The 17011-nt window shown below is 43.4% G+C and carries 20 protein-coding genes, 1 riboswitch and 1 other annotated feature; of the genes, 16 read left to right on the top strand and 4 right to left on the bottom strand.

Going from position 1 to position 17011, the window contains the following annotated elements; genetic code table 11:
• Positions 1-5: 5 nt before the first annotated feature.
• From QSJ46_RS12290 to QSJ46_RS12265, 6 genes are all read left to right on the top strand, one after another.
• Positions 6-1016, top strand: a complete 1011-nt coding sequence (locus QSJ46_RS12290) for an ABC transporter ATP-binding protein (RefSeq protein WP_285604766.1) — start codon at positions 6-8, stop codon at positions 1014-1016.
• A complete protein-coding gene (locus QSJ46_RS12285; protein ID WP_285604765.1) occupies positions 1016-2638 on the top strand; it encodes a peptide ABC transporter substrate-binding protein in 1623 nt (540 codons plus the stop codon). The genes QSJ46_RS12290 and QSJ46_RS12285 overlap by 1 nt, the downstream gene beginning before the upstream one ends.
• A gap of 110 nt (positions 2639-2748) precedes the next feature.
• Positions 2749-3690 carry a S66 peptidase family protein gene (locus QSJ46_RS12280; protein WP_047203038.1) on the top strand — a complete coding sequence of 314 codons (942 nt, stop codon included), beginning with the start codon at positions 2749-2751 and terminating at the stop codon, positions 3688-3690.
• Positions 3687-4766, top strand: a complete 1080-nt coding sequence (locus QSJ46_RS12275; RefSeq protein WP_047203037.1) for a mandelate racemase/muconate lactonizing enzyme family protein — start codon at positions 3687-3689, stop codon at positions 4764-4766. Before QSJ46_RS12280 ends, QSJ46_RS12275 begins: the two co-directional genes overlap by 4 nt.
• Complete coding sequence (locus tag QSJ46_RS12270; protein ID WP_285604764.1) at positions 4766-5659, top strand: C40 family peptidase; 894 nt, start codon at positions 4766-4768, stop codon at positions 5657-5659. Before QSJ46_RS12275 ends, QSJ46_RS12270 begins: the two co-directional genes overlap by 1 nt.
• A 13-nt stretch (positions 5660-5672) precedes the next feature.
• A complete protein-coding gene (locus QSJ46_RS12265) occupies positions 5673-6641 on the top strand; it encodes an ABC transporter ATP-binding protein (RefSeq protein WP_039177986.1) in 969 nt (322 codons plus the stop codon).
• A gap of 39 nt (positions 6642-6680) precedes the next feature.
• Here the strand turns inward: QSJ46_RS12265 and QSJ46_RS12260 are convergent, their stop codons facing one another.
• On the bottom strand, positions 6681-7562 hold the full coding sequence (locus tag QSJ46_RS12260; RefSeq protein WP_107163544.1) for a dimethylarginine dimethylaminohydrolase family protein: 882 nt from the start codon (positions 7560-7562) through the stop codon (positions 6681-6683).
• Positions 7563-7741: 179 nt separating this feature from the next.
• Between QSJ46_RS12260 and QSJ46_RS12255 the strand changes: the two genes are divergently transcribed.
• From QSJ46_RS12255 to QSJ46_RS12235, 5 genes are all read left to right on the top strand, one after another.
• Positions 7742-8263, top strand: a complete 522-nt coding sequence (locus tag QSJ46_RS12255; RefSeq protein WP_008346212.1) for an acyl-CoA thioesterase — start codon at positions 7742-7744, stop codon at positions 8261-8263.
• A gap of 114 nt (positions 8264-8377) precedes the next feature.
• Positions 8378-8704 (top strand): PadR family transcriptional regulator, encoded by a 327-nt coding sequence (locus tag QSJ46_RS12250; protein ID WP_285604763.1) that lies wholly within the window; start codon positions 8378-8380, stop codon positions 8702-8704.
• A gap of 4 nt (positions 8705-8708) precedes the next feature.
• Positions 8709-9461: an HAAS domain-containing protein gene (locus QSJ46_RS12245; protein ID WP_144491153.1), complete on the top strand. Its 753-nt coding sequence runs from the start codon at positions 8709-8711 to the stop codon at positions 9459-9461.
• A 110-nt stretch (positions 9462-9571) separates the two neighbouring features.
• A complete protein-coding gene (locus tag QSJ46_RS12240) occupies positions 9572-10060 on the top strand; it encodes a small multi-drug export protein (protein WP_039177994.1) in 489 nt (162 codons plus the stop codon).
• Positions 10061-10078: 18 nt separating this feature from the next.
• Positions 10079-10624 (top strand): GNAT family N-acetyltransferase, encoded by a 546-nt coding sequence (locus QSJ46_RS12235; RefSeq protein WP_107163546.1) that lies wholly within the window; start codon positions 10079-10081, stop codon positions 10622-10624.
• Between the two features lie 18 nt (positions 10625-10642).
• On the opposite strand, the gene QSJ46_RS12230 is transcribed toward QSJ46_RS12235, so the two are convergent.
• Entirely contained in the window at positions 10643-11686 is a 1044-nt protein-coding gene (locus QSJ46_RS12230; RefSeq protein WP_212040386.1) for a bifunctional transcriptional activator/DNA repair enzyme AdaA, read from the bottom strand.
• A 189-nt stretch (positions 11687-11875) separates the two neighbouring features.
• Complete coding sequence (locus tag QSJ46_RS12225; protein WP_080652936.1) at positions 11876-12010, bottom strand: YrzI family small protein; 135 nt, start codon at positions 12008-12010, stop codon at positions 11876-11878.
• 220 nt (positions 12011-12230) lie between these two features.
• Positions 12231-12339, top strand: a riboswitch (guanidine-I (ykkC/yxkD leader).
• Positions 12340-12406: 67 nt separating this feature from the next.
• Between QSJ46_RS12225 and QSJ46_RS12220 the strand changes: the two genes are divergently transcribed.
• Both QSJ46_RS12220 and QSJ46_RS12215 read left to right on the top strand, forming a co-directional pair.
• A complete protein-coding gene (locus tag QSJ46_RS12220) occupies positions 12407-12736 on the top strand; it encodes a DMT family transporter (protein ID WP_047203028.1) in 330 nt (109 codons plus the stop codon).
• On the top strand, positions 12733-13047 hold the full coding sequence (locus QSJ46_RS12215; RefSeq protein ID WP_285604762.1) for a DMT family transporter: 315 nt from the start codon (positions 12733-12735) through the stop codon (positions 13045-13047). The genes QSJ46_RS12220 and QSJ46_RS12215 overlap by 4 nt, the downstream gene beginning before the upstream one ends.
• A 35-nt stretch (positions 13048-13082) precedes the next feature.
• On the opposite strand, the gene QSJ46_RS12210 is transcribed toward QSJ46_RS12215, so the two are convergent.
• Positions 13083-13268 carry a hypothetical protein gene (locus tag QSJ46_RS12210; protein WP_024719622.1) on the bottom strand — a complete coding sequence of 62 codons (186 nt, stop codon included), beginning with the start codon at positions 13266-13268 and terminating at the stop codon, positions 13083-13085.
• Between the two features lie 161 nt (positions 13269-13429).
• Here QSJ46_RS12210 and purU point away from each other — a divergent pair, with 161 nt between their 5' ends.
• The 3 genes from purU (at position 13430) to QSJ46_RS12195 (ending at position 17007) form a co-directional block, all read left to right on the top strand.
• Positions 13430-14332 (top strand): formyltetrahydrofolate deformylase, encoded by a 903-nt coding sequence (gene purU / locus QSJ46_RS12205; protein ID WP_285604761.1) that lies wholly within the window; start codon positions 13430-13432, stop codon positions 14330-14332.
• 43 nt (positions 14333-14375) lie between these two features.
• Positions 14376-14594, top strand: a binding site (T-box leader).
• Between the two features lie 55 nt (positions 14595-14649).
• The gene (gene proB / locus QSJ46_RS12200; RefSeq protein ID WP_041085058.1) at positions 14650-15747 is read left to right on the top strand and encodes a glutamate 5-kinase; all 1098 of its coding nucleotides are present in this window, start codon (positions 14650-14652) and stop codon (positions 15745-15747) included.
• A 12-nt stretch (positions 15748-15759) separates the two neighbouring features.
• Positions 15760-17007: a glutamate-5-semialdehyde dehydrogenase gene (locus QSJ46_RS12195; RefSeq protein WP_058838956.1), complete on the top strand. Its 1248-nt coding sequence runs from the start codon at positions 15760-15762 to the stop codon at positions 17005-17007.
• The last annotated feature ends 4 nt before the right edge of the window (positions 17008-17011 follow it).

The raw sequence follows: 17011 nt of genomic DNA, 5'->3' as shown, positions 1-17011 counted from the left end.
GTGCTGTGAAAAAAGTTCTGCAAATTATCAATCTGCACGTCAGCTTTCGGACATACGGCGGTTCAGTTCAAGCAGTACGCGGAGTGAATGTCGATGTTTATGAAAAAGAAACCTTAGCCATTGTAGGAGAATCAGGCTGCGGAAAAAGTGTGACATCACAAAGTATTATGAGGCTTCTGCCTGCATACAGCGCGCATGTTGATCAGGGAGAAATCTGGTTTCATGACCGCAACTTGCTGTCATTATCTGAAAAAGAAATGCGCGCCATAAGAGGTGTCGATATCTCGATGATCTTCCAAGATCCGATGACGGCACTCAACCCAACCTTGACAATAGGAGATCAGCTGATGGAAGCAGCGAAGGAACATCAAAAGCTGACGAAAAAAGAAGTGAAAGAAGCCGCCGTACAGATGCTTGATTTGGTTGGTATTCCGCAGCCGAAGGAGAGATTAAAGCAATACCCGCACCAATTCAGCGGGGGAATGAGGCAGCGGCTTATGATTGCAATGGCACTGATTTGTGAGCCAAAGGTGCTGATCGCAGATGAACCGACGACCGCGCTGGATGTGACCATACAGGCACAAATTTTAGAACTGTTTAAAGAGATTCAGAGGAAAACAGGTGTCACCATTATTTTAATCACACACGACTTAGGGGTCGTAGCCCAAGTTGCTGACCGGGTAGCGGTCATGTACGGAGGGAAAATGGTTGAAGTCGGAACAAGGCGAGATATTTTTTACAGTCCGCAGCATCCTTATACTAAAGGGCTCCTGCAATCCGTTCCAAGACTTGATATGAAAGATGAACTGATTCCGATTGAGGGAAGCCCGCCTGATTTATTTGCTCCGCCAAAGGGCTGTCCGTATACGGATCGCTGCCCGGTGGCCATGAAAGTGTGTGATCATATCATGCCGCATGAAACGCAGCGGTCACCTACTCATACAGTGCATTGCTGGCTCCAGGATGAGCGAGCGAACCAAGCGATTTTATCTTCAACACAAAGGGGGAGTTTTTGATGAGAAAAAAAGGGTGGATCATCAGTGTTTGTTTGTTCATCATCATGCTGCTCGCAGGATGTACAGCGAATGAGCAAGCAGGTAAAGGATCATCAAGTAACAAGGGTGAAAAGAAAATATTAACCTTAAATAACGAAAACGAACCGACGTCATTTGACCCACCGATTGGTTTTAATAATGTATCGTGGCAAGGGCTGAATAACGTAATGGAAGGATTAACGAGACTGAATGAAAAGCACGAACCATCTCCTGCAATGGCTGAAAAATGGGAGATTTCAGAGGATGGAAAAACGTACACGTTTCATTTAAGAGATGGTATCAAGTGGTCGAATGGTGATCCAGTGAAAGCGAGTGATTTTGAATATGCGTGGAAGCGTCTGCTCGATCCGAAAACAGGCTCCTCTGCATCGTTCTTAGCTTACATGATTGAAGGTGGAGAGGCATTTAACAGTGGAAAGGGAAAGAAAGAGGACGTAAAAGTCAGTGCTGAAAATGACAAAACGCTAAAAGTCACATTGGCATACCCGCAGAAGTCATTCTTAAATATGACCGCAAACCCTGCCTTTTTCCCTGTTAATGAGAAGGTAGCTGAGAAGGACCCAAATTGGGCAAAGGATGCCAAAACCTTTGTTGGGAATGGACCGTTTCAACTGACAGAATGGAAGCATGATGAGAGCTTCACTATGGAAAAAAGTGAGACATATTGGGACAAAAAATCAGTTAAGCTGGATCAGGTAAAGTGGCTGATGATCAGTGATCGCAACACTGATTATCAAATGTATCAATCGGGAGATTTAGATACTGCCTTCGTCCCAGCAGAACAAAGTGAAAATTTGCTGAAAAATAAAGATGTGCACATTGAAGATCAGGCAGGACTGTTCTTTTATCGTCTGAATGTGAACATGGAACCTTTTCAAAATAAGAACATTCGCAAAGCCTTTCAAATGGCGATCAATCCGCAAGATATCGTGGATTATGTAACAAAGAATAAAGAGAAGCCTGCCCGCGCCTTCGTTTCACCGGGAATTCTAGATTCAAAGGGTGAAGATTTCAGAGAAGCTGGCGGCGATCTTGTCAAACAAGATACGAGTGAAGCTGCGAAGCTATTAGAAAAAGGGCTGAAAGAAGAGAACTATTCGAAGCTGCCGCCCGTCACATTAACATATAGCACAAAGCCTGAGAACAAGAAAAAAGCTGAAGCCATCCAGCAGCAATTAAAAGAAGCGCTGGGTGTAGATGTGAAGCTTGCAAACATGGAAGCCAATGTATTTGCAGAAGATCAAAAGGCGCTGAAATTCCAATTCTCGCAAAGTTCATTTTTAGCAGACTATGCAGATCCGATCAATTTCCTAGAGAGCTTCCAAACAGGGAATGCGATGAACCGGACGGGATGGTCAAACGACACCTATGATCAGCTGATTAAAAAGGCGAGCCAGGAAGCAGATGAACAAAAGAGAAACAGCATCCTTCATGAGGCAGAGGCACTTCTCATGGAAGAAGCACCGATCATTCCAATTCATTTTTATAACCAAGTCCATTTACAAAAAGAGGGCGTGAAGGGGATTGTCCGCCATCCTGTTGGGTATATCGATTTGAAATGGGCACAAGTAGATGGAGAGTAGTAAATGAGAAACACGGACGCTTTGGAAAAAAGCGTCTGTTCCTTTATTCGTTCATGTTATGGGGAAGATGCCCATAGATTGAAAGAAACAAAGAGAAAGAGGGGATTGGCTTGAACCAGCTGCCAGCAGCGCTTCAAACAGGGGATACAGTGGGGATTATTGCACCAGCAAGCCCGCCTGATGAATTGAAATTAGCAAAAGGAATTGCCTTTTTAGAAAGCCTCGGGCTGAAGGTGAAAAAAGGGAAGTATCTCGATTCTCGGTACGGGTATTTAGCGGGGCGTGATCATGAAAGAGTGGAAGATCTTCATGGCATGTTTCAAGATCCAGAAGTCAAAGCAGTTATTTGTGCTTGCGGAGGGTACGGAACTGGAAGACTTGCGGAAGCCATTGACTATGATCTCATTCGCCGGAATCCGAAAATCTTTTGGGGTTATAGTGACATTACGTTTTTACATACGGCCATCCAGCAGCAGACCGGCCTTGTGACCTTTCATGGTCCAATGCTTTCCTCTGATGTGGGACTTGAAGAGGTTCATCCGTATACGAAGGATACCTTTTTGCAGCTGTTCACGCCGAAGGCCTTTACGTATACGCATCACTTGTCACCTCTTCATACCTTCTATCCCGGCACTGCTTCTGGTGACATCATAGGAGGGAATCTTGCCCTCATCGTGACAACACTTGGTACACCTTTTGAAATTGATACGAAGGGAAAGCTGTTGTTCATTGAAGATATTGACGAAGAGCCGTATAAAATCGATCGCATGATGCAGCACCTCACCTCTGCTGGAAAATTGGATGATGCGGCTGGATTTATCATTGGAGATTTTCATCAATGTGAACCAAAAAAGAAAGACCAATCCTTAACCTTGGAACAGCTGTGGGAAACCTATATTGTGTCGCAAAAGAAACCTGCACTCGGCGGCTTTCGGATCGGTCATTCATCACCGAACTTTGCCATTCCAATGGGCGTGCAGGCTGCACTAGATGCGGCGGGGAAAAAACTGCACATTTCTCCAGGCGTCGCAGCGAAAGAGGCGATCAAATGAAAATCGTCGATGTTCGTACATGCAGAACGAGTGTACCGCTAAAAAAGCCTTTCAAAACCGCTTTAAGAACGGTGTATGACGCAGCATCTCTGATCGTCATCATCACATATGATCAAGGTGACGTCAGCTACGGAGAGGCAGTTCCCACGTCAGTGATTACAGGAGAAACGCTGGAAAGCATCGACTATGCCATTTGTGAAGTGATCAGACCCATTTTGCTCGGGGCTTCCTTGGCAGAGTATGAACAAATCTTTTCTGCTATGAACCGTGTGCTCGCAAGCAACACAAGCGCAAAGGCAGCAATCGATATGGCCATTTATGATGGGTTAGCAAAGCAGGCAGGACTTCCGCTTTATCAATACCTTGGCGGATATCGTCATCAGCTCGAAACCGACTATACGGTCAGTGTAAACCGTCCGCTCGAGATGGCAGAAGATGCGAAACAATACGCAGCCGAAGGCTTTCAGACGTTAAAGGTGAAAGTGGGGAAAGATGACATACACACGGATATTCAGCGGATCAAGCGGATTCGAGAAAAAGTCGGACCGGACATTCAGATCAGGCTCGACGCAAACCAAGGATGGACGTGGAAGGAAGCGATCACAGCCATTCGAAAAATGGAAGCACTGAATATTGAATTAGTAGAACAGCCAGTACCGAAAGAAGATATCGAAGGTCTGCGCCGTGTGACAGAAGCAACTGATACATTGATTATGGCGGACGAAAGCATTTTTAGTTTTCATGATGCAATCAAGGTGCTTGAAACGAGAAGCTGTGATCTCATCAACTTAAAACTAATGAAATCCGGCGGCATAAAAGAAGCACTAAAAATCAATGCACTCGCTGAAGCATACGGTGTTCAGTGCATGGTTGGCAGTATGATTGAGTCAAAGCTTGGCATTACAGCAGCGGCACATTTCGCCGCAAGTCAGCCGAATATCACCCGCTGCGATTTTGATGCGCCGCTTATGCTGAAAGAAGACATGATAGACGGAGGAATCGTGTACAAAGGAAAAGACATATTTTTACCGATCGATCATGGGTTAGGCATTCAAGGGGTGAAAGGAGTCTCGTGATGATATATGAATCGAAGGTTCCAGTCGCTAACGTATGGACAGCGCCGCAGTCTCCGAGAGAAATCGATCAAAAGGTACTTCAGGACTCCATCAATATCAAAGAGTGGATTGACCAGCAAACATATGAAGAAAAGTTGGCTTTATGTGAAGAAAATTTGATTCAATCTCAAGTACTGCTCGGCGGGCGAGTGATTGGATTAGAAGAGATAGATGGCTGGATGAAAGTTGTCATACCGCAGCAGGCCAGCCGGAAACATCCGCAAGGCTATCCAGGCTATATACCTGCTGAGCAATTAATCCAAGTAACAGAGGGAAGTGAGTCAGCAGCATCTCTGATCGTTTGTCAGAAAAAAGCCACGCTCTATCAAAACGGGGAACCCGATATGGAGATTAGTTTTTTAACAGAGCTGGCAGCAGCCAAAGAAACAGATGATCAATTTCAAGTTGTGACCCCAGTAGGTATGAGAGAAATCAACAAAGCGGATGTGCGCCCGGTTTCGCAAGCTTTCTCTGCAACTGGCAAAGATGTCGTAGACGCAGGAAAGCAATTTATTGGTCTTTCGTATTTATGGGGAGGCATGAGCAGTTTTGGATATGATTGTTCAGGGTTTGCTTACAGCATGTACAAAGCATGTGGATATCTTTTACCGAGAGACGCAAGTGACCAAGCAGTTCAGGGAACTCCGGTGACATCAAGCCATTTAGAACCAGGCGACTTGCTGTTTTTTGCAAATGAAAACGGAAAGGGAGCGGTCCGCCATGTAGGGATATACGCTGGGGACGGGAAGATGCTTCATTCGCCTAAAACGGGCAGACAAATTGAGCTTCTTTCCCTTTTTGGTACTTCGTATGAAAAGGAATGGGCAGGTGCAAGGCGGTATTTACCAAGCTAGAGGAGGAGCGATCATGACAGTTGAACCACTTTTACAAGTAAACAACCTCAAAAAACATTTTCACCTATCAAAAGGGAGAACGTTAAAAGCGCTGGATGGTGTCTCTTTTCAGCTGAAACAAGGTGAAACCTTTGGTCTCGTTGGTGAATCTGGCTGCGGCAAATCCACACTTGGGAAAGTGCTCATGCGTCTTTATGAACCAACAGATGGTGAAGCCTTATATGAAGGGAAAAGTCTTCACCACCTTTCTAAAAAAGAATCATTTGATTTCAACCGGCAAATGCAAATGGTCTTTCAAGATCCGTATTCCTCCTTAAATCCGAGGCTGTCAGTAAAAGATATTATGCTGGAGCCAATGGAGATTCATCAGCTTTATGGCAGTCAAAAGAAAAGGATTGCCCGCGTAAAAGAACTGCTCGAAGCGGTAGGGTTAAGCTATGATTTTGCCACCCGCTATCCGCACGAATTTAGCGGAGGACAGAGGCAGAGAATCGGCATTGCAAGAGCACTTGCGTTAGCGCCAAAGTTTATTGTGGCAGATGAGCCGATTTCTGCATTAGACGTCTCCGTTCAAGCGCAGGTCGTGAATCTGCTGAAGAAACTGCAAAAAGACGAAGGATTAACTTTTCTTTTTATCGCACATGACTTGTCGATGGTGAAATATATTAGCGACCGAATCGGTGTCATGTATTTAGGCCATCTCGTTGAATTGACGACGAGTGATGCATTATATCAAACACCGCTTCACCCATATACACAAGCCTTACTGTCTGCCATCCCCATTCCAGATCCTGACGTAGAGGACAAGCGCAAAAGGTTTATTCTAAAAGGAGAAATTCCAAGTCCAGTGAACCCGCCAAGCGGCTGTGTATTTCGAACAAGATGTCCTGCCGCGATGGATGTGTGTGCTGAAAAAAAGCCAGTATTACAAGCAGTGGAAGAAGGACATGAAGTCGCCTGTCATTTATATAATAGAAAATAGGACAAGCCAGATAAAAAGCCAGCAAGTAGACAAGCTGTTCTACACGCTGGCTTTTTTAATAGATGAACGCCGAATAGGTAATGTGCAGCATCTGAACGAGCCGCCAGATTTAATAATTTCAGAAAAGTCCACTTCAATAACGGTGTACCCGTGAGCGATTAATGCAGCATTTGTTTCTTGGTTGCTTGGCAAGCTGATCACTTTTTTCTGCCCAATGGATAAAACATTTGGTCCAAGTGTGAATTGCTCTTGTTCACTGATTTCAACAAAATGATAATACGTTTTGAGCAGCTGGAGATCCTTTTGCTTGAACGCTTCAGGATAAATGAATATCTCGTCATGAGACAGAATATTCATCACACAATCGAGATGCAAAATGTGAGGAGGAAGGTGAATTGGAATGATGTCGTGATCCGGCAGTTCCTTTTTGAGCTGGTAGATAGCGGCTGGACTAGTTCTTTTGCTCGTGCCAACAAACACACGGTTCTGATCCACAAGCACATCGCCGCCTTCAATCGTTCCGTCTGTCAAGGTGACAGCTGATAACCCGTTTGCCTGTGCCCACTCTTTTAGACATTGTTCTTCCCCTTGCCGAACCGGAGCGGCCATCTTTGAAACAAACAGTGTATGTCCAATCGTAAACCCAATATCCCGAGTGAAGACTTGCTCAGGGAAGCGGTCATTCGCTGGGAGCAGGATGGGCCGTACTTGATGATCTTTAAGTGTTTGGATCAATTGCTTATGCTGAGCGACTGCTTTCATTTGAGAAATATTTTCTTTCGCAAAATGTTTCTGTGTTTCGTTGATAATTTGTTTGATTTCCATATAAATAGGACTGCATAAAAGAACTTCTTCTAAATCGTCGTATTCACTCATGCATTGCGGCATTTTGTATAATTGCTCTGCTCTCATCGAATCCATCAAATGGCCTCCTTGTTCGTTCATAGTTCTATTATTCCTTCTTCTTGTCATGGTTGAAACATTTCCGAAAGAAAATCTCTCACATAAGACTAAAGCAAAAAGTTTAGACAAACCTAAAAGAATAGTGTTTAATAAAAGTCGTTCCGCATCTACGAAAACAGCAAGAAGGAGCTATGATGATGAGTGAAGAGAATTTCAAATACTGCAAGGAATCGAAAGTTGTTAAAACCAGCAGGGTATTCCCTCTCGATACGAATAACCACCAAACGTTATTTGGCGGGAAATTAATGAGCTATATAGATGACATTGCCTCTATCTCGGCAGCAAGACACAGCCGCAGTGAAACGGTCACAGCTTCAATGGATTCTGTTGACTTTTTAGAGCCGATTGGACAAAAGGAGTCCGTATGCTTGGAATCCTATGTCACATGGGTCGGCACGTCTTCTATGGAAGTGTTCGTCAAAGTCATTAAAGAAAACTTGATGTCTGGAGAACGCAGGCTCGCAGCGACTTCATTTCTGACATTTGTCTCATTAGATGAAAACGGAAAGCCTAAACGAGTCCCGCAGGTGATGCCGGAAACAGAAGAAGAGATCATGCTTCATCAAACAGCGAAGCAGCGGGCAGAGGAAAGAAAAAGCCGCCGAAAACATAGTAAGGCGCTTGCTGACGCACTTGGGACAGATAAACCTTGGGCGTAAAAATCACCCTTTAAGCGGTGATTTTTTTCTAGTACGGTATCTTGCATGGCAAGATAGTGTATGGTAAGATGAAGCTATCTTGTGATGCAAGGTACTGGAATCGGAGGAACTATCATGACAACATCCACACAAATGCTAAAAGGGATTTTAGAAGGCTGTCTGCTGTCGATTATTTCTGAGGGTGAAATTTATGGGTATGAAATGACGAAGAAGCTCGCGCTTTATGGGTTTGATCAAATAAGTGAAGGCAGTATCTATCCAATTTTGCTACGAATGCAAAAGGAACAGCTGGTGACCACTGTCACAAAAGCGTCAGCAAGCGGGCCGAAAAGGAAATACTATACGCTCACACAAGCGGGGGAACAAGCGCTCACACAGTTTATTGCCCGCTGGAATGAGCTTTCGAAAAATGTAAACTGCTTATTACTAAAAGGGAAGTGAGATTATGGTATCAAAAGAAACACGACACATTCTACTAGAGCTGCAACTTTATCTCATATCAAAGGGAAAAAATCAGGATGAGATTGATGAGCTGATGGACGAATTGACCACACATGCAGTTGAGGCTGAAAAAGACGGCAAAACAGGAGAGGATGTGTTCGGCGGAGATCCGCGGAGCTATGCTGATGAACTCTCAAAAGAGCTGTCAGGAAATCATAAAGACTGGGTGCCGTTTGTCAGTGCTTTTTTAATTGGGTCACTTTTTTACATGATGTTAGCAGATGCCATCAGTCAAAGTTTATCGTATTCTTGGTATGCACTCATTGGTTATCCGCTGATTATAGTGTCCAATGTGATCATGACCATTGTGATGTTTAGAGCTTCTGCCTTTCAAACAAGTAGGAGGGCATTCTTTTACTTTTGGATATTAGGTGTTTTTCAGATGACAGCCCTGATCACAGTGAAATTATTGGACCAAAAACTTGGTACACCTTTACTTGTGCTGACATCAAGCCAAAGATGGGGCGTCATTCTTCTTTTGCTGCTGTGTATTGTCTTATTGAATGCCATATTAAAGGCGAATATGGTGTCGCTCATTCCGCTGATCTTCTTCGGACCACAGCTCATATTCGAATTGCTTGGATGGACATCGCCACTGATGCTTCTCTTCACAAGTCTGCTATCCATTGTCATTTTAGTCTTGCTCACGATTGTTTTTTTACGGAAAACAAACAAGAAAAATGAACACTCGATGTAAACTGAGCACATCCGATCAGATGTGCTTTTCTTTTTCTAAAAAAATGTAGAAATGGAATTGTGTTTTTCATTACAATGGGGAGAGGACAAAAATGAAAAGGGGTTCTGTTTTTGGATATCGTATGGGGGTATGTACTCGTTTTTGTATTGGCTGCTTTGCCTTTTTTTGAAGTGATTGGTGTCGTTCCATTCGCAATCTTAAGTGGACTGCATCCTGTGACAACAGCTGTGATTGGATTCATCGGCAACTTTCTCACAGTCTTGTTTCTCATTGTGTTTGTGGACCGGTTTAAAGCATGGTGGTTAAAGAGAAAGGAAGAGAAAGGTGATGAAAAAGGAGAGAAAAAGCAGCTGCGGGCGAGAAAAATTTGGGAACGATACGGTCTGCCTGGATTAGCGCTCATTGGTCCTTTTATCATCGGCAGTCATTTAGCGGCCCTGATGTGCATGAGCTTTGGAACGAAAAGAAAGCAAGTCGCTGTGTGGATGACCGTCAGCTTAATGATGTGGACAGCGCTGGCTGCTAGTTTAACTGGTGCGGGCTTCCATTACTTTGCCCCAGATTCAAATGGGTTGTTCGGAGATATTTTTAGCAAGTAAAAAAAGGGAGGATCATCAATGTCATATCAAACAAGAACAGTACTAGAAACAGAGCGCCTGAAACTGAGAACGATGAATGAACATGATGCGTCATTTTTATATGACGAGCTGTTTCAAGACGAAGAAGTGATGAAGTATTATCCTTCTTTGAAGGATGAACAGCAGACAAAAGAGTGGATTGCATGGAATCAAAAAAATGACCGCACGTACCACACCTCGCTATGGATCATTGAAGATAAAGAAACAAATGAACGACTTGGACAAAGCGGAATTGTTCTGCAAAACATTGAAGGGCAAACCGAACTTGAGATCGGCTATATGCTAAAGAAAGCGGCGTGGGGGAATGGCTATGCTGCTGAGGCTGCCAAAGGCTGCCTTACTTATGGATTTGAAGAAATGAAGGTCAGACGGATGATCAGCTTAATACGTCCTGAGAATGAAGCGTCGGTGAAGGTTGCTTTAAAAATGGGCATGAAAAAAGAAAAAACCATTTCAAAATGGGACCAAATCATTGATGTATACAGCATCACCCGTGACGGAGAAAATGGCTCGCTTACTGAATAAGCAGAGCCGTTTTTTCTTTTATGCACGTTGTTCTAACTGAAGCAAATATTTCTTTCGTTCAATTCCCCCGCCGTAGCCTCCAAGTTCACCATTTGTTTGAATCACGCGGTGGCAAGGAATGATAATCGCCAATTGATTCGCACCATTTGCATTACCAACGGCACGAACCAAATGCGGATCGCCAAGTCTCGTGGCTAGATCACGATAGGATCTCGTTTCGCCTGATGGAATGAGTGAGAGCTGCTCCCACACCTTCATTTGAAAAGGGGTGCCATGTAAGGAAAGTGGTACAGTAAACTGAGTGAGCTTTTTCTCAAAATATAAGGCCAATTCCTTTGCTAATTGCTGATGGACGTTTGTCTCTCCAACTAAAATACGGGCATGATGCTTCTTTCTTAATGTTTCAATTTCTTTTTCGAGTCCCCGCCTGTCCATAAACTCCAGTAAATACACATGTGTGGCATCTGTCACGCTGATCATCCGCCCGATCGGTGTGGAAATAAAATTAGCATAGAGAATGTGAATCTGCGCTTTTTTAGGGGGATTTCCCATGATTTTCGTAAATGCATCATTGAAGGCGCTTGAAGATTCATAGCCGAAGGTGACCTGCTGATCGATTACTTTTTTTCCGTTCAAAATTTCTTTAAAGGCAAGTCCCATTCGGCGTGATCTTGCATATTGAACAAAGGTCATGCCGTAAATGTCTTTAAACTTTCTTCGAGCTGTGGCAGAGTGAATCCCTAATTGACGGAAGTCCTCTTCCTTCCAGCGTTTCTCAGGATTTTTTTCTACTGCTGAAACGAGTGTTTTGACTTCTTCAGGAATACTGTTAGGGTATGTTAATGGTGTGCAGCGTTTGCATGGGCGATACCCTGCCAGCAGTGCCTCCTCCGCTGTAAAGAAAAACTCACAGTTTTCATATTTGGGCTTTCTGGCCGTACATGTGGCATGACAGAAGATGCCGGTTGTCTTAATACAGGCAAAGAATGTGCCGTCATATTGCGGATTCTTGTCAACAAGTGCTTGATAAAATTCATGTTTTTGTTCATCGGTCATCATCATATGAATCCACCTCTTGATTTTCTATAAAATGTTTTTCAGTATTTTAAAGTTGAACGTTCATCACATCAATCTTATTTCATTATATCAGCGATATGATCGTTGCCGTACCCGTACCCGCGCTTTAAAGAAGGCGGAATGAATCTTCTTTCTCGTATGAAAGCATGATAAATATGTCGATCTCCTCCTGTTTTAGTTCATATACTTTAGCTGCTTCTGTTTCATTTCTTCATAAAATGCTTCAACTTCTTGTTCGTAAAGTACGGTCTCCATGTCCTTGTATTTACGCTTGATCGTCAATGTGATAAAAAATAAATGGATTGTCATATATGCTCATTTCCCTTCAGTCCGCAGCACGCGAAACAGCCCGTAAATCTTCTTGATCAGTTAACCTGTTTCTAACACTTAGTATACGGCGGTCCCATAAAAATTCTTTCGAAAAATGAACAAGTATATTTGGCAGAGGAAAGCAAAGTGATAGACCAGTATTTAGGGGTGTGATACAATTTTGACACAGAATCTGCTCTAAGTCAGATCTGCTTATCATGAATTGGTTTTCTAGGGTTCCGTGCGGGTGGCGCAGTCTGGACCGAGAGAAAACACATAGGGTCTAGACAATAGACCGTATGACACGGAGGGATAAAAGCCCGGGAGATTTGATCAAACGATCGATTTCCAGGCTTTTTTTTGTTGGTTGGAATCGTTCAGAAAGGAAGGGATCTAATGAAATGGGGAAATGTCTTGATTGCGGCGATCTTTGAAGTCGGCTGGGTGATGGGATTGAAATATGCTGACTCTTTATTGGAATGGGCCGCAACCATCGTTTGTATTGTCGTCAGCTTTTATTTACTCCTGAAAGCTACGACAGTACTGCCAGTTGGCACACTTTATGCCGTTTTTACCGGACTTGGGACAGCAGGTACTGTCATAGTAGGTATGGTCATGGGGGAGCCGGTACAGCTAGTGAAATTACTTTTAATCATGGTGCTTTTAAGCGGTGTATTAGGGCTCAAACTGACCACAGGAGAAAAGAAAGGAGAGACTGAATCATGAGCTGGCTTTTACTCATTGGGGCAGGCATTTTAGAAATGCTTTGTGTCACCATGATGAATCAATTCCAGAAAGACCGGCATGTCAAATGGATTTTATTTATTGCAGCTGGATTTTCGCTGTCCTTTCTCATGCTCTCTCTTGCGATGAATACAATTCCGATGGGAACGGCGTACGCCATTTGGACAGGTATTGGAGCTGCTGGAGGAGCCATTGTCGGCATGCTGTTTTATGGTGAGTCGAAAGACGCAAAACGTATTTTCTTTATCGCATTGATTTTATCTGCGGCGGTCGGTTTAAAGATTATTGCATAAGAAAAGGGCTGGCATCTGTCTGCCAGCCTTTTTTATTACATCGAATGATGATTGGAATCGTTTTCATTTTTTCGGTAAAGCTGACTCACAAGCAGAAAACAGACACCAAATGTGAGCAAAGGAATGAGTCTCTCACCGGTCATAAATAGATAAATACCTGTGATCAGACATACGATGCCGAGCCAAAAGCTCACTTTACCAAACAAAGTCATGCTTTTCATCTCCATCACTCCTTTTGTGATAAAAGGTCTACTCACATTATATCACGCTAGGTGCAGAATTGAATGAATATTCAATAAAAAATGGACTCTTCATTGCTTTTTCTCTTTCCAGTCCAGTATAATATTTCATTAGAATGAAAACGTAAATGAGGTCATGATACATGAGAACATTGATTACAGAGAAACTTGAATTACACAGACAAAAGCACGAGCAAAAAGGCAGACTGCTTGTCAGTTGCCCGGATCAGCCTGGTATTGTATCAGCTGTTTCTTCCTTTTTATTTGAGCACGGAGCGAACATCATTGAATCCAGCCAATACACAACAGATCATGAAAGCGGCCGGTTCTTTTTAAGAATTGAATTTGATTGGAAAGACATTTCGGCCAACTTAGATCAGTTGAAAAATAGCTTTGAGCCAATTGCCGCATCATTTCAAATGACATGGAGCATGTCACGTGCAAGTGATCTGAAAAAGCTGGCGATCTTTGTATCGAAAGAGCTTCATTGTTTAAATGAACTTCTATGGGAATGGCAAAGCGGAAATTTAATGGCTGAAATCGCAGTTGTGATCAGCAATCATGAAACGGCAAAGGATACGGTCGAAGCACTCGGCATCCCATTCCATTTTGTGAAGGCGAATAAAGACATTCGTCAAGAGGCAGAAAAACAGCAACTTGCTCTATTAGAAAAGTACGACATTGATGCCGTTGTGCTTGCTCGATACATGCAAATTTTAACGCCTAAATTTATTGATGAGCATCCGAATAAAATCATTAATATTCATCATTCCTTCCTGCCAGCGTTTATTGGTGCAAACCCATACAAGCGGGCATATGAACGAGGCGTCAAATTAATTGGTGCGACTTCTCATTATGTGACCAATGATTTAGACGAAGGACCGATCATTGAACAAGATATTGAGCGTGTAGATCACCGGGATGATGCGGAAGCCCTAAAAAATATTGGCCGGACAATTGAGCGCAGTGTGCTTGCACGTGCTGTCAAATGGCACTTGGAAGATCGAATTATTGTTCATGAGAATAAAACGATTGTCTTTAATTGACCGCTTGACTTTTCTTTAGCAATTGGTGATAATATAAAAAAATTAACGAGCGTTGAAAAGGAATAGTAAGCAGGAACTGATGCGTAAAGAGAGCAAATGATATGCTGAAACATTTGCCGCAGACAGCTGCTGAACCTGCCCTTTGAGCCTTAGAGGAAAAATCTAAGCGCGTGCCTGGCGTTACAGGAGTTGAGTGGAATAAGCATTTCGCATGCTTATTCAATGAAGGTGGTACCACGGAAAATCCCTTTTCGTCCTTTACATAAGGAGAAAAAGGGATTTTTTTGTGCCTAAAGGTATAGCGGAGGGAATCAAGGATGAAAAAGCAAAGGATTGTCATAAAAATTGGCAGCAGTTCATTAACAGAGCAAAAAGGAGCCATTGATGAACAAAAGATGCAGGATCATGTAAGAGCCATAGCAAAGCTCAAAGAAGCAGGGCATGAAATCATTTTAATTTCATCAGGAGCCGTTGCGGCAGGATTTGGAAGCCTAGGCTATCCATCAAGACCTGTGACCTTAAAGGGGAAACAGGCAGCCGCTGCCGTTGGTCAGGGCTTGTTAATGCAAAAATATACAGAGCTTTTTTCACAGTTTCACATGACACCTGCTCAAATGCTTTTAACACGTAATGACTTTTCAGATCGAACGAGATATCGAAATGCTTACGCAACGATGATGGAGCTGCTGGAAAGAAAGATTTTGCCGATCATAAACGAAAATGATTCAGTTTCCATCGAGGAGCTTACCTTTGGGGATAATGACATGCTGTCAGCTCTTGTCAGTGGATTAATCCATGCAGACCAATTGATCATATTAACAGACATCAATGGCATTTATGATGCAAATCCAAATGAGCATCCTGAGGCGAAGCGGTTTGATGTCCTGACTCACATTTCAGAAGAATTGTTTTCATATGCAAAGAGCACTGGTTCAAAGGTTGGCACAGGCGGAATGAAATCGAAGCTGTCTGCTGCACAAACGGCACTTTCACTTGGTGTGAAAGTATTCATTGGCACAGGCACTGGGGAAGACAAGCTGCTTCGCATTCTTGCGGGTCAAGGTGACGGAACGTATATCGGTGAACAGGATTTATCAGCCGTGAACAACCGCCGTCAATGGATTCAATTCCACTCACCGGTCTCTGGAAAGATCATGATTGATGCAGGAGCGGAAGCGGCGATTTTGCATAATGGCAGAAGCCTTCTTCCGGCAGGAGTCATTGATGTCGCTGGTGACTTTTCTAAAGGAGAGGTTGTAGAAGTCGTCGGGCCAAATGGATTAGTTGGTAAGGGACAAACCTTGTACGCATCCGATGAGCTTCTTGGCATTAAAGGAATGCGAAGTGACGAGCTTTCAAAAGAGAAGCCAGAGGTCATACACCGAGATCACTGGGTACAGCATGTACAAAACTGAGGAGGGAATATGATGAATGAAGTTCTTGAAAAAGCAAAAAAAGCAAGTGTAGCTAAAGATCAGTTGCTTCTAAAAACGACGGAACAAAAAAATGCTGCCCTGCACGCCATTGCGAGTGCACTAAAAGCATCTTCAGCTTATTTAATAGAGGAGAACCAAAAGGATGTTCAAGCGGCTGAGGAAAAGCAGTTCACGCCATCTGTCATTGACCGGATCACACTCACGGAAGAGAGAATTGAAGCCATTGCAGACGCGACTCTTCAACTCATTCAGCTAAAAGACCCAATTGGTGAAACGTTAGAAACCATTCAAAAAGAAAACGGTCTATTCATCGAAAAGGTCCGTGTACCGCTTGGAACGGTTGGTATGATTTATGAAGCAAGACCAAATGTGACAGTCGATGCTGCGACCCTTTGCTTGAAAACTGGGAATGCTGTTATTCTGCGCGGAAGCTCATCTGCTATTCATAGTAATAAAGCGATTGTAAAGGTGATTCATGAAGCGCTTCATACGACGGATATTCCAGTAGACAGTGTGCAATTGATTGAAGATACTGGCCGTGAAACGGCGAAAACGCTGTTCACCTTAAATGAATACCTGGATGTCCTCATTCCGCGCGGAGGGAAGAATTTAATTGATCTTGTAGTGAGAGAGTCTACTGTGCCGGTGCTTGAGACAGGTGCAGGAAATTGTCATATCTACATTGATGAAACAGCGAAAAACGAAATGGCTGAGCGGATTGTGCTGAATGCCAAAACCCAAAGACCATCTGTTTGTAATGCGATTGAGAGCATTGTCATTCATGAAACTTGGGCAAAAACATACGGTGCTTCGTTATTTGAAGCCCTTCAATCAAATGGGGTAGAAATACGCGGTGATGAAGCCGTTTGCGCGCTTGCTCCTAGTGCTGCCTTAGCGACAACGGAGGATTATGCAACGGAGTTTTTAGCACCGATTGTCAGTATTAAAATCGTAAAAAACATAGAAGAAGCGATTCAGCATATTCAAACATATAGCTCTAAGCACTCTGAAGCGATCATTACGGAAAATGATGAGCATGCAGCCCTTTTCTTAACAGCTGTCGATGCAGCCGCTGTTTATCATAATGCTTCTACTCGTTTCACAGATGGCTTTGAATTTGGTTATGGAGCGGAAATAGGTATTAGTACACAAAAACTTCATGCAAGAGGGCCAATGGGTCTGCCAGCCTTAACGTCTGAAAAATTTGTCATTCGTGGTCAAGGACAAATAAGAGAATAACGAA

The organism is Bacillus sp. YKCMOAS1, assembly GCF_030268125.1.
In the GTDB taxonomy this organism is placed as follows: domain Bacteria; phylum Bacillota; class Bacilli; order Bacillales; family Bacillaceae; genus Bacillus; species Bacillus safensis.
This window is presented reverse-complemented; position numbering and strand designations above follow the sequence as displayed.